This is a genomic window from Vibrio hepatarius, assembly GCF_018860525.1.
Classification (GTDB): Bacteria; Pseudomonadota; Gammaproteobacteria; order Enterobacterales; family Vibrionaceae; genus Vibrio; species Vibrio hepatarius_B.
Map to the genome: position 1 here is coordinate 204411 of NZ_JAHKPM010000032.1, position 14812 is coordinate 219222.

The 14812-nt window shown below is 42.2% G+C and carries 15 protein-coding genes and 4 tRNA genes; 12 read left to right on the plus strand and 7 right to left on the minus strand.

Going from position 1 to position 14812, the window contains the following annotated elements; genetic code table 11:
• Positions 1-10: 10 nt before the first annotated feature.
• The 3 genes from KO511_RS09675 to KO511_RS09685 form a co-directional block, all read right to left on the minus strand.
• A complete protein-coding gene (locus KO511_RS09675) occupies positions 11-628 on the minus strand; it encodes a superoxide dismutase (protein ID WP_215987230.1) in 618 nt (205 codons plus the stop codon).
• A 78-nt stretch (positions 629-706) separates the two neighbouring features.
• On the minus strand, positions 707-2086 hold the full coding sequence (cpxA, locus tag KO511_RS09680; RefSeq protein ID WP_215987231.1) for an envelope stress sensor histidine kinase CpxA: 1380 nt from the start codon (positions 2084-2086) through the stop codon (positions 707-709).
• Positions 2086-2775: a response regulator gene (locus tag KO511_RS09685; RefSeq protein WP_215987232.1), complete on the minus strand. Its 690-nt coding sequence runs from the start codon at positions 2773-2775 to the stop codon at positions 2086-2088. Before KO511_RS09685 ends, cpxA begins: the two co-directional genes overlap by 1 nt.
• Before the next feature lie 184 nt (positions 2776-2959).
• Here KO511_RS09685 and KO511_RS09690 point away from each other — a divergent pair, with 184 nt between their 5' ends.
• The 3 genes from KO511_RS09690 (at position 2960) to pfkA (ending at position 5709) form a co-directional block, all read left to right on the plus strand.
• Positions 2960-3457, plus strand: coding sequence for a CpxP family protein (locus tag KO511_RS09690; protein ID WP_215987233.1), 498 nt, complete (start codon positions 2960-2962; stop codon positions 3455-3457).
• Between the two features lie 110 nt (positions 3458-3567).
• Positions 3568-4476 (plus strand): CDF family cation-efflux transporter FieF, encoded by a 909-nt coding sequence (gene fieF / locus KO511_RS09695; protein ID WP_215987234.1) that lies wholly within the window; start codon positions 3568-3570, stop codon positions 4474-4476.
• 270 nt (positions 4477-4746) lie between these two features.
• On the plus strand, positions 4747-5709 hold the full coding sequence (gene pfkA, locus KO511_RS09700) for a 6-phosphofructokinase (RefSeq protein WP_215987235.1): 963 nt from the start codon (positions 4747-4749) through the stop codon (positions 5707-5709).
• 86 nt (positions 5710-5795) lie between these two features.
• Here the strand turns inward: pfkA and epmB are convergent, their stop codons facing one another.
• Positions 5796-6818 carry an EF-P beta-lysylation protein EpmB gene (gene epmB, locus KO511_RS09705; protein ID WP_215987236.1) on the minus strand — a complete coding sequence of 341 codons (1023 nt, stop codon included), beginning with the start codon at positions 6816-6818 and terminating at the stop codon, positions 5796-5798.
• A 33-nt stretch (positions 6819-6851) separates the two neighbouring features.
• Here epmB and efp point away from each other — a divergent pair, with 33 nt between their 5' ends.
• The 3 genes from efp (at position 6852) to rraA (ending at position 9050) form a co-directional block, all read left to right on the plus strand.
• Positions 6852-7418 carry an elongation factor P gene (efp, locus tag KO511_RS09710; RefSeq protein WP_125319369.1) on the plus strand — a complete coding sequence of 189 codons (567 nt, stop codon included), beginning with the start codon at positions 6852-6854 and terminating at the stop codon, positions 7416-7418.
• A 119-nt stretch (positions 7419-7537) separates the two neighbouring features.
• Positions 7538-8455, plus strand: coding sequence for a 1,4-dihydroxy-2-naphthoate polyprenyltransferase (locus KO511_RS09715; protein ID WP_215987237.1), 918 nt, complete (start codon positions 7538-7540; stop codon positions 8453-8455).
• Positions 8456-8531: 76 nt separating this feature from the next.
• Complete coding sequence (gene rraA / locus KO511_RS09720) at positions 8532-9050, plus strand: ribonuclease E activity regulator RraA (protein WP_215987238.1); 519 nt, start codon at positions 8532-8534, stop codon at positions 9048-9050.
• A gap of 24 nt (positions 9051-9074) precedes the next feature.
• Here rraA and KO511_RS09725 read toward each other — a convergent pair whose 3' ends face one another.
• A complete protein-coding gene (locus KO511_RS09725; RefSeq protein ID WP_215987239.1) occupies positions 9075-10418 on the minus strand; it encodes an MATE family efflux transporter in 1344 nt (447 codons plus the stop codon).
• Positions 10419-10525: 107 nt separating this feature from the next.
• Positions 10526-11296, minus strand: a complete 771-nt coding sequence (gene tpiA / locus KO511_RS09730) for a triose-phosphate isomerase (RefSeq protein WP_215987240.1) — start codon at positions 11294-11296, stop codon at positions 10526-10528.
• 248 nt (positions 11297-11544) lie between these two features.
• Here tpiA and KO511_RS09735 point away from each other — a divergent pair, with 248 nt between their 5' ends.
• Entirely contained in the window at positions 11545-11892 is a 348-nt protein-coding gene (locus KO511_RS09735) for a 5-carboxymethyl-2-hydroxymuconate Delta-isomerase (RefSeq protein WP_215987241.1), read from the plus strand.
• A gap of 95 nt (positions 11893-11987) precedes the next feature.
• On the opposite strand, the gene coaA is transcribed toward KO511_RS09735, so the two are convergent.
• Complete coding sequence (gene coaA, locus KO511_RS09740) at positions 11988-12911, minus strand: type I pantothenate kinase (protein ID WP_215987242.1); 924 nt, start codon at positions 12909-12911, stop codon at positions 11988-11990.
• A gap of 207 nt (positions 12912-13118) precedes the next feature.
• On the opposite strand from coaA, the gene KO511_RS09745 reads away from it, so the two are divergent.
• From KO511_RS09745 to tuf, 5 genes are all read left to right on the plus strand, one after another.
• Positions 13119-13194 (plus strand) — tRNA-Thr (locus KO511_RS09745).
• Positions 13195-13229: 35 nt separating this feature from the next.
• Positions 13230-13314 (plus strand) — tRNA-Tyr (locus KO511_RS09750).
• 34 nt (positions 13315-13348) lie between these two features.
• Positions 13349-13423: transfer RNA gene (locus KO511_RS09755), tRNA-Gly, on the plus strand.
• 13 nt (positions 13424-13436) lie between these two features.
• Positions 13437-13512: transfer RNA gene (locus KO511_RS09760), tRNA-Thr, on the plus strand.
• 103 nt (positions 13513-13615) lie between these two features.
• The gene (gene tuf, locus KO511_RS09765; RefSeq protein ID WP_215987243.1) at positions 13616-14800 is read left to right on the plus strand and encodes an elongation factor Tu; all 1185 of its coding nucleotides are present in this window, start codon (positions 13616-13618) and stop codon (positions 14798-14800) included.
• Positions 14801-14812 lie beyond the last annotated feature (12 nt).

The window sequence follows — 14812 nt, forward strand, 5'->3', positions numbered from 1 at the left end:
TTGAGTTTTGCTATTTATTTTGGGCAAGAGCTTGGATGTAATTCTCGCTAACGGCATCCCAATTAACTACATTCCACCAAGCTTCAATATATTCTGGTCGACGGTTTTGATAGCTGATGTAATACGCATGCTCCCAAACATCGAGAGCCAAGATGGGTTCACCTTGAACAGTAACAACGTCCATTAAAGGATTGTCTTGATTACTAGTGGAGGTAATCTTAAGCTGGCCATCTTTGACAATTAGCCAAGCAAAGCCTGAACCAAAAGTATTAATAGCGGCTTCAGTGAACTGTTGTTGAAATGTTTCAAAGCTGCCAAATGTCGAAATAATATCATCATTAATCTTGCCTGTTGGTGCTCCGCCTCCATTTGGTGTCATGCAGTTCCAATATAGAATGTGATTGTAGAACCCTCCACCATTATTACGTATTGCTGGGGGGTGTTGTGACATATTGGCGAATATTTCATACAAAGAAGTAGATTCTAATTTAGTGCTTTGGATAGCTGCCATGAACTTATCAAAGTAAGCCCGGTGGTGCTTGCTATAATGTACTTCCATGGTTTTAGCATCAATGTATGGCTCAAGAGAATCATAGGGATAAGGTAAATGTGGAAAAGTATGGGTCATAGTCAATCCTCCTTATTTAGAGGATATAGATTAAATGATAATGAGATCCATTATCAACTGTGATCTTGTAAGGTTATTCTATCCACTCAGAGGGAGAGTGATTTCCATACTTAAGCCTCCAAGCTTGCTACGTTGTGCTCTTATTGCCCCACTGTGCTGACGAATGGCATTTTCTGTAATCGCGAGACCCAGGCCAGTACCTCCGCTGTGACGATCGCGAGCGGTAGATACCCGATAGAAAGGGCGAAATATGGCGTCTAACTCCTGTTCTGGAACGCCTTTGCCATTGTCATCTACAGTAATGGTGAGTCGGTCATATTCCACTATTAAAGAAACTTGGATGAGATCTTTACCATAGTAGATAGCATTTCGCACAATGTTTTCTAGTGCGCTCATAAGGAGTTTGGGGTTGCCAGAAATTACCCGTTCTGGGATATCTGTATAGATAAGAGATTTACTCATCTGCTGAGCTTCAAATTGAGCATCTGATAGAATAGCTTCCCATAAGCTGCTGAGAGGTTGCTGCTCTCTTGAAACATGGCTATCTAATTGCATTCGTGATAGATCTAGTAGTTCGCTAATCATCTGCTCTAGTCGCTGAGCCTCTGTGTTAATGCGATTAAGTTCAACACTATCTCCCTGTTTTCGTGATACCAGAGCGGTTGCCATCCTCAACCGTGTGAGAGGGGAGCGTAATTCATGTGAAATATCAGATAATAGCCTCTGTTGGCCTGAAATCATTTGATTTACTGCTTCAACCATTTGGTTGAAGCTCTTACCTGCTTGTCTAAATTCCGAGGTTCCTTTTTCTAACTCGGGGTCGACACAAAATTCGCCTTTTGCGACTCGTTTAGCTGCACGCTCAAGTTTGCGAGCTGGTTGGCTTAGCGCCCATGCTAACCACAACAAAAGAGGTGTACTGACTAGCATGACGGCGAATAATAATTGAAATGGTTTATCGAATAGGCGTAATAGAAAAGGTGGAGGTTGATTCCACTTTACCCCGATGTAAAGTAAGAGCTCATTTTGCGCTAGCGTGATTGGCAAAGGTCCTGCAACCATGTAATGTCCATACAGCCGCTGTTTGGGCTTTTCTGGATCTTCGATGCTGGTAATAAAGTTTTGTACGGCTTTGAGTTTAAAATCTTTTCGGTCTTGGGTGGTTAAAATATTACCCTCAAGATCTGTAAGCACAAAGCGTGGACGTGGATCTCTCGGTGATCGGCGTGGGCCCTCCAACTGAAAAATAATCCGCCTAAGATCTTTTTCAGGAGCAAAGCGCTTTTCAATTTTTTGTTTGGCTTCGAGCAGTTTCGTATAATGAGTTGCAGGTATATCTCTTGATCTTCTGGGATCTAAGTGAGGTAAAGACAGCACTGCAACTAAGACTAAAAACATAGTGAACCAAAAGATAGCGAAAATACGCCCGTAAAGGCTAGTGATCTTAGGTAGGCGCATTAGTTTTCCTCAACTAATAAGTAACCACGCCCGCGCAAGGTTTTAATGCGTGGTTTTCTATCTTGTCTTTCAGGGAGTTTTTTACGTAAATTGGATACATGCATGTCGATAGCTCGATCAAATGCTGCGAGACGTTTACCAAGTACATCTAAGCTGAGTGTTTCTTTAGTGAGTGTTTCACCGGGATGTTGCACGAAGTGACTTAGTAAAGCGAACTCAGTTGTGGTTAATTCAAGGTATTTCTCTTGGCAGTATGCTTCCTGTTTGCCAGGGAAAACTTTGATATCTTGGTACTCAATACAATCAATACTTTTCGGATTGGTTTTTTTTGATTGAGTTCGACGTAAAACTGCGCGTATACGAGCCAGTAACTCTCTATCACTAAAGGGTTTTGGGAGATAATCATCTGCCCCAAGTTCAAGGCCAATCACTCTGTCTATTTCCTCACCTTTGGCAGTCAGCATCAATACTGGGGTCTCCCACTGCTCACGTAAGCGCTTTAGTGTTTCGATGCCATTGAGCTTTGGCATCATCACATCTAAAAGTACCAAATCAATATTTTTGTGTATCGCCTCGAGTCCGGCCTCACCATCATTGGCTTCAGATACGCTATAACCTTCTAGTGCTAATACCTCTTTCAGTAAAGCAGTGAGCTCTGTATCATCATCAACCAACAGAATATGTGCCATACAATGTAACCTCGATTGTTTCCTTTCACTTAATAGTACTGATTAATTAGGTTGAGCTTTAGTTTAATCTTGCCTCTTTACGATTTTTTACTCTCCCTAGACGTCACTTTACATTACCAATCCTATGCTAGAGTCAGAGCTGCCAAGCAGCAAAGTTTATTTCTTTGATAGGAAAGGTTTGAATATGAAAACAGCGAAAAAGTTAATATTAGCTATGGTTATATTTCCATTGACTCTTGGTTCTGTGAGTGTATTTGCCAATAATGGCAAGGAACATGGTAAGAAAGGACATAAAGAATTCACTCTTGATCGTGGTCTGATGCGTGAGCTGGATTTAACACAAGAACAGCAGGCACAACTGAAAGACTTGCGTGAAGCGATGAAAAAAGATTTTAAAGCGCAATACCAAGAGAATTTTGCAGTTCATCAAGAAGAGAGGCAGGCTCATAAAGAAAAAATGCAAGCATTGCTACTGGCCGACTCATTTGACAAGGAAGCAGCGCACGAGCTTGCTAAAGTCATGCTTGAAAAGCAGACAGAACACAACGTTAAATTGTTAGAAAAACAGCATCAATTATTGAGTGTTTTGACTCCGGAACAAAAAACTAAATATATCGAAGTGCAGAAGGAACGTGATGAAAAACGGGCTCAAAAACGGCAAGAACGTTTAACGAAAAGTTAATGTGAAGTTATGTGTTTGGCGGCCTTTGGCCGTCTTTTTAGTTTCATTTTTATTCAACTCGTGACGAGGTTATACTTAACTTAAAGCAATGCTTTGAAAGCCTTTAACTTATGAAACACGAATATGCACGTTTAGTCACTCTTGCTGCTTGGACGGCAACAATCGTTGCGACCATTCTACTTATTGCCAAGTTGGCAGCATGGTGGGTCACAGGATCGGTAAGCTTATTAGCTTCTTTGATTGACTCCATGCTTGATATAGCCGCTTCTTTGGTTAATCTAGTGGTAGTGAGGTATTCACTTCAACCTGCTGATAGAGAACATACTTTTGGACATGGAAAGGCTGAATCTTTGGCTGCTCTTGCTCAAGCAATGTTTATTTCTGGCTCAGCAGTGTTTCTCATTCTAAATGGCGTTGAACGCTTTTTTAGGCCTCATGAACTTCAGTCTCCGGAATATGGGGTCTATGTGAGCCTATTTGCTATTTTAGTAACGTTCGGTCTAGTCGTATTTCAGAAACATGTAGTGAAAAAAACCGGTAGTCAGGCGATTGCTGCAGACTCTCTTCATTACCAATCTGACTTGTATATGAATGCTGCGATTATGTTGGCTTTAACTTTAAATTGGTTTGGTGTTAATCAAGCTGATGCCGTGTTTGCTATCGGTATTGGTCTGTACATTTTATATAGCGCAGTGCGGATGGTGCGTGAAGCGACTCAAACGTTATTAGACCGTAAACTCCCTGATGATGAATTAGAAGAGATAAAAACTCATTGCCTCTCTGTTGAAGGAGTTTTGGGTGTACATCAACTGCGAACTCGTATGTCTGGACCAACTCGTTTTATTCAGCTTCATTTAGAGCTTGAAGACCAAATGCCACTTATCGAAGCTCACCGAATTTCAGATATGGTTGAGCATAAGCTTTTAGAGCGCTTTCCACATGCTGATGTCTTGATTCATCAAGACCCATATTCGGTGGTACTTGGCCCAGAAAAAGATCAAAAAGCGCACAGCTGGTAATAGATTTAGCGAGAGTAATTTGACCCTTTAATGATCTTTGCAGCGATTCGATAATTTGCAGCTATCCTGATATGTATCAAATCTTTGTTTGGGATGAACTGTAATACTCTTACATAAGTAGCAAAGTTACATATTTTGACGCAAATAAAAGTAGTATTCCTTGTGCTTCAAGGTAACATATTGTGTAGATAAAAGGATCTTGTCAGTAATAATCATGAAAATTGCTGACGTAAAAATTGAAATAAGATTCCCAAAAAATTGAGGGTGAGCATGATTAAAAAGATCGGTGTTTTGACAAGCGGCGGTGATGCACCGGGAATGAACGCAGCAGTTCGTGGTGTGGTGCGTACGGCGCTATCGGAAGGTTTAGAGGTCTATGGTGTTCAAGACGGTTACCTTGGCCTGTATGAAAATAGGATCAAGAAACTTGATCGTTCAAGCGTTTCTGATGTGATCAATAAAGGTGGGACCTTTCTTGGCTCAGCGCGTTTCCCAGAATTTAAAGATGTTGCAGTAAGAGAGAAAGCGATTGAAAATCTGCAAAAACATGGGATTGAAGCTTTAGTCGTTGTTGGCGGTGATGGTTCCTATATGGGAGCTAAGAAGCTGACAGAAATGGGGTATCCATGTGTTGGTTTGCCAGGCACTATAGATAATGATATCGCAGGTACTGATTACACCATCGGCTATCTAACAGCACTTAATACAGTGATCGATGCTATTGATCGTTTACGTGATACTTCATCGTCACATCAGCGTATCTCTATTGTTGAAATCATGGGCCGCCATTGTGGTGACTTGACTCTTATGTCAGCCATTGCTGGTGGCTGCGAATACATTATTACTCCAGAAACTGGTTTAGATAAAAAAAAGCTTATCAGTAATATTCAAGATGGTATCAAGAAAGGTAAAAAGCATGCGATCATTGCTTTGACTGAGCTGATGATGGACGCTAATGAGTTAGCTAAAGAGATCGAACAGGCTACTGGGCGGGAAACACGAGCAACGGTACTTGGACACATTCAACGTGGTGGACGCCCAACGGCATTCGATCGTGTTTTGGCATCTCGTATGGGCAACTATGCGGTACACCTGTTAATGAAAGGTCAAGGTGGTCGCTGTGTTGGTATTCAAAAAGAGCAGCTTGTTCATCATGATATTATTGATGCGATTGAAAATATGAAGCGCCCAGTGCGCGAAGACCTTTATCAGGTTGCAGAAGAACTATTTTAGTCGTTGCTAGTTTTTACTCAAAAGCCAGTGGAATCCACTGGCTTTTGGTCATCAAAATAGTGGTTGAAAATTTATCAGTAAACTATTTATTCAAGCTGAAGATCGAGAGGGACTTTGCTCGCTCTACCACCAATTTCCCTAGTTAGTTTAGGTACCAAGTAACCAGATGTTTGTTCAATCACGCCTGACATAATTGCTCTTGCTCTATCATCAGAGATATAAAAGTGTGCCGCGCCTTGAACTCTATCGAGAACATGCATGTAATAGGGAAGCACCCCCGCATCAAATAGAGCTTCACTTAATGACACTTGTGTATCAACATTGTCATTGACTCCTTTGAGCATTACCCCTTGATTGAGCAAAGTGACACCTACATCTCGTAAACCATATAACGCTTTTTTTAAATCCGGATTGATTTCATTTGGATGATTAATATGAGTGACCAAAATGACTTGCAAACGAGTGCTGGAAAGCAGCTCTTTTAGCGCCAGAGTGATTCGGTCTGGAATGACGACAGGTAAGCGTGTATGAATTCGTAGTCGTTTGATGTGCGAAATAGCACTTATATTTTCAATTAGCCAATCCAGCTCTTGGTCTTTTGCCATCAGAGGATCGCCGCCAGATAGGATCACCTCGTTCAGCTCTGGGTGATCTTGGATATAGGCCAGACTTTGCATCCAAACTGATTTGCTGCCTTTGTTTTCATCATAGGGAAAATGGCGTCGAAAACAATAACGGCAGTTAATCGCGCAGCCTCCCTTCACGATCATTAGTGCGCGACTGCGGTATTTGTGTAACAGCCCAGGTATAGAATTATCTTGCTCTTCAAGAGGGTCGTTTGAGTAACCTGTGTGTACTTCAAATTCTTCTTCTAAAGGCAATACTTGACGTAATAAAGGATCAAATGGGTTTCCCTTTTCCATTCTATTAATAAAACTTTGTGGTACACGCTGAGAAAATAACTTTCTGGCGGCAAATCCGCGTTGCCATGGAGAGGGGTCAATCTCAAGAATTTGTAGAAGTTTTTCAGGATCCGAGATCCCATTCGCTAGTTGTTTGACCCAGTTTTGCTCAACAGAATCAACTTTTCGGGTTATGATATGCTGCATTAAATTTAACTCGAAGAATGGTAAGAGGAAAAAATGGCTACGGTTAGCACAAATGAATTCAAAGGTGGTCTCAAAATTATGCTTGATAATGAGCCTTGTGTCATTCTCGAAAATGAGTATGTCAAACCAGGTAAAGGCCAAGCATTTAACCGCGTTAAGATCCGTAAGCTGCTTTCAGGTAAGGTACTAGAGAAGACATTCAAATCTGGTGACACTGTTGAAGTTGCGGATGTCATGGATATTGACCTAGATTATTTGTACAACGATGGTGAATTCTACCACTTCATGAATAATGAAACATTCGAGCAGTTAGCAGCAGATAAAAAAGCACTGGGTGATAATGCGAAGTGGTTGGTTGAAAATGATACTTGTATGTTAACGCTTTGGAACAGTAATCCTATCGTGGTTACGCCACCTAACTTTGTTGAACTGGAAGTGACTGAAACCGATCCTGGATTAAAAGGTGATACTCAAGGTACAGGCGGTAAGCCTGCTACTTTGTCTACCGGTGCTGTGGTTCGTGTTCCCTTGTTTATTTCCATTGGTGAAGTGATTAAGGTAGATACTCGCTCAGGTGAATATGTAGGTCGCGTTAAATAACACTTATTTGGTTTATCCATCTAACAACAAAGGCCACTTAAGTGGCTTTTTTTGTGTTTACACTGTTTTTTTGATGTATCACAATGGTTGCTGTTCACCATAAAGATACACTGTTGAGCATGAAGAAATCGTTAGATATATGGCTCAATGCCGCTCGACCTAAAACATTACCACTCGCTTTCGTTTCGATATCAACGGGAAGTGCGCTTGCCTATTCTTCTCATCAAGCTTCCTTGGTGATAGCGCTGCTCGCTTTTTTGACCGCGACACTACTACAGATATTATCGAATCTGGCCAATGATTATGGTGATACGGTTAAAGGTACCGATAATCATATGCGTCTTGGTCCTGTGCGTGCTCTTCAATCTGGAGCGGTGACACGGGCTTATATGAAGCAAGCGATAATGATCACTATTCTTTTGACCGTATTATCTGGGCTAGCCTTAATTTTTTATGCCCTTGATAGCTTAAATAATATTCTGGCTTTTATAGTGCTGGGTATATTGGCAATTATTGCTGCAGTAGCGTATACCGTTGGTAACAAACCTTATGGGTATGCAGGCCTGGGGGATATTGCTGTCTTTCTATTTTTTGGTTTACTTGGTGTGATAGGTACTTTTTTTCTTCATACTGGCCTGGTTACCCCTCTACTAGGGCTCCCCGCTATCGGCTGTGGACTACTGGCTGTCGCTGTGCTTAATATCAATAATATGCGTGATATCGAAAATGATAAAGAGTGTGGTAAGCGAACGGTTGCTGTAAGGTTAGGGTCTCATAATGCCAAACAATACCATGCATTATTGTTAGTAGGGTCTTTGTTAGCATTTATTAGTTATTTAATACTTCAGCCAGTATCTTTATGGTTTAGTTTCCCCTTCTTGTTGAGTCCTTTTATGATATATAAGCATGGCAAGTCAGTGTGGGATACACAGCGGCCTAAACAAATTGCTCCTATGATGCCTGTTATCGTTAAATGTTCTCTGGTGACAAATTTATTGTTTGCAGGAGTGGTTATAGCTCAAACTCTGGTCAGTTAATTGAGACTTGCCATTGCAATGACTTAATGTGCCTATATACTCGATTGAGATGACGAACCGCATGGGAAGGAACACTATGGAATACAATACGTCGGTTTTATGCGACATATATTCAGAGCAAGTGGATGTGCTAGAGCCAATGTTTAGCAACTTCGGTGGTCGTGCCTCATTTGCCGGACAGATTACTACTATTAAGTGCTTTGAAGATAATGGTTTGGTTCGGGAAGTTCTTGAACAAGATGGCCGAGATCGAGTGTTGCTTATTGATGGTGGTGGCTCATTACGTCGTGCATTAGTGGATGCTGAACTAGCCTCGATAGCAGAAGAGAACGAATGGGAAGGGGTTGTGGTATACGGTTGTGTTCGTGAAGTGGATGAACTTGAAGATATGAGCGTCGGTATTCAAGCGTTAGCCTCAATCCCTGTTGGTGCCACATCACAGCGGTTAGGTGAGGTTGATGTTGCGGTGAATTTTGGGGGGGTAACCTTTCTTCCAGAAGACTTCTTATACGCAGATAACACAGGTGTTATTCTTTCCCAAGAGAGATTAGATGTTGATCTTGAAGTTGGAGAAGATGAACTACTAGCCGAGTGAGTGGGTTAGTATTTCTCGATTACATTAGATGGTTTGCAATAAATAGCGCCGCCTTAATTGTAAGGCGTACAAGTAACCCAGTATCCCTCCTAGCATATTACCAAGGGCAATGCCGATAAATAGCCCTTCGATCCCAAGCCAAGAACTGCCTAGCCATGCCCCTGGTAATATAAACAAAAATAGCCTCATAAAGTTCCACTGAAATGCTTTTAAAGGTTCGTGTAATGCATTGAGCCCAGACACAAGCAACATGACTATGCCCTGAAAACCATAACTAAATGGTACAACTAATAGATAGTGCCAGAGTAAACTTTTAACCGATGGTTCTTGAGATAAGAGTGATGCCAGAGGAATACTAAGTGGAATAATGGCGATAAAAACCCCCATTTGAAAAATAAGGGCAAAGCGCATGCTGATAAATAAGCCATCAAAGCTGCGCTGGTGGTTATCAGCTCCGACATTTTGCGCGATGAAGGGGGTAAGGGCTGACGTCAATGCCATTAAGACTAGAATTAAAATCGACTCTACCCGCTGGGCAGCTCCAAATGCTGCGATTGCCGCTGTGCCATGATTGGAAATCAAAAGCATCAATAATGCGCATGATAACGGAATCATTGCATTGGAGAGCGCTGCAGGAGTTCCAATCTTAAGAATCTTTTTCCAGTCGCTAATAAGATAACGTGCACAAGGTGGTGCCAGCATACGCTCACGCCGGATGAGAATATACAATGACCAAATACATGCACCTAACCAGCTTAGTGCACTGGCAATTGCAGCCCCTTGAATGCCAAGCTCAGGAAAAGACCCCCAGCCGAATATAAATAGAGGATCGAGTACACCATTAATGATACCAGCGAGTATCATGATCTTGGCCGGCGTTTTGGTATCTCCTGTTGCTCGTATCACACTGTTACCAGCCATAGGGATAACCAGTAGTGGAATGCTGAGGTACCAGACATGCATGTACTGATCAATTAAAGGTAGTAGTTCTTTGGGAGAGCCCAACATAGTGAATAACGAGTGGATAGTTGCGAGGCCTAACCCAGATGTGATGGTAATTAATACTACGGCAAGTAATACACCATGAGTTGCAAAGCGGGCAGCGCCCACCGTTTTATCTTGACCAAGCAGATGCGCAATGATCGTTGATAGACCGACACCTATACCCATGGTAATACAATTTAGAGCGAAGGTAACAGGGAAGGTATAGCTAATTGATGCTAGCGCTTTAGTACCTAATAAAGAAATAAAAAAAGTGTCTACTAAATTAAACATTAGAATAGAAATCATGCCGAATATCATCGGAATGGTCATCTGTCTGAGCACTTGTGGGATAGGGCCAGTTAGCAGGCCATGCTTATCTTGCATCTCGAACAACAGCTCTAATGGACGAAGAAAAGGGTAGGATACTTGATTGAGGAACAAGACACAAAAAAGGCCAGTAGATACTGACCTTTATCTTATAAATTAAAGCACTATGCTTTCGCAGTTGCAGCGGCTTTAGCAATGGCAGCGAAGCTTTTAGCATCAAGTGATGCTCCACCGACAAGTGCACCGTCGATATCTGGTTGAGAGAAATAAGCTTGTGCATTCTCTGGCTTGACACTACCACCGTATTGAATGATGACTTGCTCAGCAACAGCAGAATTTTTCTCTGCAATAAGAGCACGAATGGATGCATGGATACGTTGTGCATCTTCAGCAGTTGCCGCTTTACCTGTACCGATAGCCCAAATTGGCTCATATGCGATAATTGCACCGTTCAATGATTCAACGCCATACGTATCGATTACGGCATTGATTTGGCGAGCGCAAACTGCTTCTGTTTCACCCGCTTCATTCTGAGATTCGGATTCGCCGATACAAAAAACTGGCTTAAGGCCATTTTCTTTTAAGAAGTTAAATTTCTTGGCAATGAATTGGTCTGATTCATTATGGTATTCACGTCTCTCTGAGTGACCAATAATGATATGAGTGGCACCAAAGTCTTTGAGCATTTCAGGAGACATGTCACCAGTAAATGCACCGCTATTATTAAGGTCGGCATTTTGTGCACCTAGGATGATGTTGTTAGTTCCTTGTGCGATCAGTTTTTCTACCTGATCGATATAAAGTGCTGGTGGAGCTATAGCCACATCAACACCGTCGATGCCTTCAAGTTCGGTGTTTAGGCCAGTTATCAGCTCATTCACCATCGCTTTGCTACCATTAAGCTTCCAGTTACCCATGACTACAGGACGACGCATAGGAATATCTCCGTAATTAATAAATTAATGTAAAAAATCTTCGTAAGAATATAACAGATAAAACTAGCGAGATCATGATTAGCGTCATGACTTATTGGCTTGGCGTAAGTGATCTATGAAGCAGTTTATGTGTAGTAACCTCGGCATTATAAATTGAAGCTGATAGTGTTTATTGGTTTTTGGAACAATAAATCGCAACCGTCATAGTTATATGGCTTGTGTATATTTAAAACTTACTAAGGAATACTATGCCTAATTTAGTCATGGAATACGCTCATACTGTAGAGAAAGTGGTGGATGTAAGAAATCTTCTTAAATCTTTGCATCATGTGGCACTTAGCTGCGGTTTGTTTGATGCTGAATCGGTAAAATCTCGCTCTTTCCGTTGCCAGGATTGGTTAATAGGCGATACAGGTAATAATGAGGATTTTATTCACGTTAGTTTTGATTTACTTGACGGAAGAACGCAACAACAAAAACAGCAGCTATCGTGTCAGTTAATGGAAGTTCTTCAAGCGCAGGCTGGAGAAGTACATAGTTTAACAATTAATATCCGAGATATGGATCGGGAATGTTTTCAAAAAGTACTCAACTAGCTTGAGTGAAAATGGGATTAACTCTGGCGATGGCTGACTATATGGCTTTTAAACTAGGGTGGCAAAAATGGGCAACCCTAGTCCTTTTTGATTAGCTACTTTCTTAGCAAGATTTCTTCTACCGTGTGGTCTTGCCCCTTTTTCAAGATGAGCTGGGCTCGTCCTCTTGTGGGGAATATATTTTCTCTAAGATTGATGCCATTAATGGATCGCCAGACATGATGCGCTTCTTCTGTCGCTTCTTGCTCACTGAGTTTTGTATAATGACTAAAGAAAGATCCAGGTTCAGTAAAGGCCCCTAAGCGGAAATTGAGAAAACGTTCAACATACCACTGCTCAATAACATTACTCTCAGCATCTACATACAGAGAGAAATCAAGAAAATCGGAGACAAACACTCTATGCTGATCATCTTGGTAGTCCATTCCACTTTGTAATACATTAAGTCCTTCAATAATAAGTACGTCAGGTCGATCGACGACTTTAACATCGTCAGTAATATCGTATGTGATATGTGAGTACACAGGCACTTTTAGGTTAGGTTTACCCGCTTTGACATCGGATACAAACTCGATAAGACGTTTAATATCATAAGATTCAGGGAAGCCTTTTCGGTGTAGGATTCCTTTATCGTCTAATTCTTTGGTTGGGTATAGAAATCCATCTGTTGTTACGAGCTCTACTGTGGGGTGATTATCCCAGCGAGAGAGTAACTCTTTAAGTAGCCGTGCCGTTGTGCTTTTTCCTACCGCGACGCTTCCTGCAACTCCAATGATAAAAGGTGGCGCCTTTTCTGAGTTATCAAGAAAGTTATTGAGTACGGAGTTACGACTCTGCCTTGCTGCTACATATAAGTTAAGTAGACGAGAAAGTGGTAGATATATTTCAACTGCTTCTTTCATAGTTAGGCTTTCATTCACACCCTGTAGCTCAATGAGATCTTGCTCAGAAAGTGTCATGGGCACAGAATTACGTAATTCTGCCCAATGCTGGCGAGTAAAAGAGAGATATGGAGTCATAGTCTTCCTAACTGAGGTTCGCGGTAAGAGCTGCGAAAATACAATAACCTAAGCGAATTGCCAAACATAAGGGGCGAAAATAGGTTATTTTAGCGACTTGTTTGCTCGAATTTTCAACAAACAACCGTAAACCCAGTAAAAAAACGTTTTTTTTTGATTTACCTATTGCAAGGTAGCGCATCCTTCACTAGAATGCGCTCCACTTATGCCGACTTAGCTCAGTAGGTAGAGCAACTGACTTGTAATCAGTAGGTCACCAGTTCGATTCCGGTAGTCGGCACCATTATATTTTTTTTGTTTATAATGGTTTGAAAATTTGGGGGGGTTCCCGAGTGGCCAAAGGGAGCAGACTGTAAATCTGCCGGCACTGCCTTCGATGGTTCGAATCCGTCCCCCCCCACCATATTATTTAGGAATAGCTCACAGAGTTACGCGTTGCGGGCATCGTATAATGGCTATTACCTCAGCCTTCCAAGCTGATGATGCGGGTTCGATTCCCGCTGCCCGCTCCACTCTATTATGAGTGCTGATATAGCTCAGGTGGTAGAGCGCATCCTTGGTAAGGATGAGGTCGGCAGTTCGAGTCTGCCTATCAGCACCAGCTCTAAAAGCAAACTTTTCCTTTTGATATATACTTTATCACCAATACTTTTTGGTTGCGTGGTCATCAAAGCCACCTCAATCCGTACCTAGAGGGACAACTCATGTCTAAAGAAAAATTTGAACGTACGAAACCGCACGTAAACGTTGGTACTATCGGCCACGTTGACCACGGTAAAACCACTCTAACTGCTGCAATCTGTACAACTCTTGCTAAAGTGTACGGCGGTGTTGCGAAAGACTTCGCATCGATCGATAACGCTCCAGAAGAGCGTGAGCGCGGTATCACAATCGCTACTTCTCACGTAGAGTACGACACTCCATCACGTCACTACGCACACGTAGACTGTCCAGGACACGCGGATTATGTTAAGAACATGATCACAGGTGCTGCACAGATGGACGGTGGTATCCTAGTTGTTGCTGCAACAGATGGCCCAATGCCACAGACTCGTGAGCACATCCTACTAGGTCGTCAGGTTGGTATCCCATACATCATCGTATTCATGAACAAATGTGACATGGTTGACGATGAAGAGCTACTAGAACTAGTAGAAATGGAAGTACGTGAACTGCTTTCAGAGTACGACTTCCCAGGTGATGACCTACCAGTTATCCAAGGTTCAGCACTAGGAGCTCTAAACGGTGAAGAGCAGTGGGAAGCGAAGATTGTTGAACTAGCAGAAGCTCTAGATTCTTACATTCCAGAGCCAGAGCGTGCAATCGATCTACCATTCCTAATGCCAATCGAAGACGTATTCTCAATCCAAGGACGTGGTACAGTAGTAACAGGTCGTATTGAGCGTGGTATTCTAAACGTAGGTAACGAAGTAGAAATCGTTGGTATCAAAGAAACAACGTCAACGACTTGTACAGGTGTTGAGATGTTCCGTAAACTTCTAGACGAAGGTCGTGCGGGAGAGAACGTTGGTGCACTTCTACGTGGTACTAAGCGTGATGAAGTAGAGCGTGGTCAAGTACTAGCGGCGCCAGGTTCAATCACTCCACACACTAAGTTTGAGTCTGAAGTATACGTACTGTCTAAAGATGAAGGTGGTCGTCACACGCCATTCTTCAAAGGTTACCGTCCACAGTTTTACTTCCGTACAACGGACGTAACGGGCAACATCGAACTACCAGAAGGCGTAGAGATGGTAATGCCAGGCGATAACATCAAGATGGTTGTAGAGCTAATTGCACCAATCGCTATGGACGATGGTCTTCGTTTCGCGATCCGTGAAGGCGGCCGTACAGTAGGTGCTGGTGTTGTTGCTAAGATCTTCGACTAATTCATAGGAATT

What these genes read in the sequence shown, in the direction of transcription:
- KO511_RS09675 (WP_215987230.1), bottom strand. Translation starts at nt 628, where the DNA reads ATGACCCATACTTTTCCACATTTACCTTATCCCTATGATTCTCTTGAG.
- cpxA (WP_215987231.1), bottom strand. Translation starts at nt 2,086, where the DNA reads ATGCGCCTACCTAAGATCACTAGCCTTTACGGGCGTATTTTCGCTATC.
- KO511_RS09685 (WP_215987232.1), bottom strand. Translation starts at nt 2,775, where the DNA reads ATGGCACATATTCTGTTGGTTGATGATGATACAGAGCTCACTGCTTTA.
- KO511_RS09690 (WP_215987233.1), top strand. Translation starts at nt 2,960, where the DNA reads ATGAAAACAGCGAAAAAGTTAATATTAGCTATGGTTATATTTCCATTG.
- fieF (WP_215987234.1), top strand. Translation starts at nt 3,568, where the DNA reads ATGAAACACGAATATGCACGTTTAGTCACTCTTGCTGCTTGGACGGCA.
- pfkA (WP_215987235.1), top strand. Translation starts at nt 4,747, where the DNA reads ATGATTAAAAAGATCGGTGTTTTGACAAGCGGCGGTGATGCACCGGGA.
- epmB (WP_215987236.1), bottom strand. Translation starts at nt 6,818, where the DNA reads ATGCAGCATATCATAACCCGAAAAGTTGATTCTGTTGAGCAAAACTGG.
- efp (WP_125319369.1), top strand. Translation starts at nt 6,852, where the DNA reads ATGGCTACGGTTAGCACAAATGAATTCAAAGGTGGTCTCAAAATTATG.
- KO511_RS09715 (WP_215987237.1), top strand. Translation starts at nt 7,538, where the DNA reads ATGAAGAAATCGTTAGATATATGGCTCAATGCCGCTCGACCTAAAACA.
- rraA (WP_215987238.1), top strand. Translation starts at nt 8,532, where the DNA reads ATGGAATACAATACGTCGGTTTTATGCGACATATATTCAGAGCAAGTG.
- KO511_RS09725 (WP_215987239.1), bottom strand. Translation starts at nt 10,418, where the DNA reads ATGCAAGATAAGCATGGCCTGCTAACTGGCCCTATCCCACAAGTGCTC.
- tpiA (WP_215987240.1), bottom strand. Translation starts at nt 11,296, where the DNA reads ATGCGTCGTCCTGTAGTCATGGGTAACTGGAAGCTTAATGGTAGCAAA.
- KO511_RS09735 (WP_215987241.1), top strand. Translation starts at nt 11,545, where the DNA reads ATGCCTAATTTAGTCATGGAATACGCTCATACTGTAGAGAAAGTGGTG.
- coaA (WP_215987242.1), bottom strand. Translation starts at nt 12,911, where the DNA reads ATGACTCCATATCTCTCTTTTACTCGCCAGCATTGGGCAGAATTACGT.
- tuf (WP_215987243.1), top strand. Translation starts at nt 13,616, where the DNA reads ATGTCTAAAGAAAAATTTGAACGTACGAAACCGCACGTAAACGTTGGT.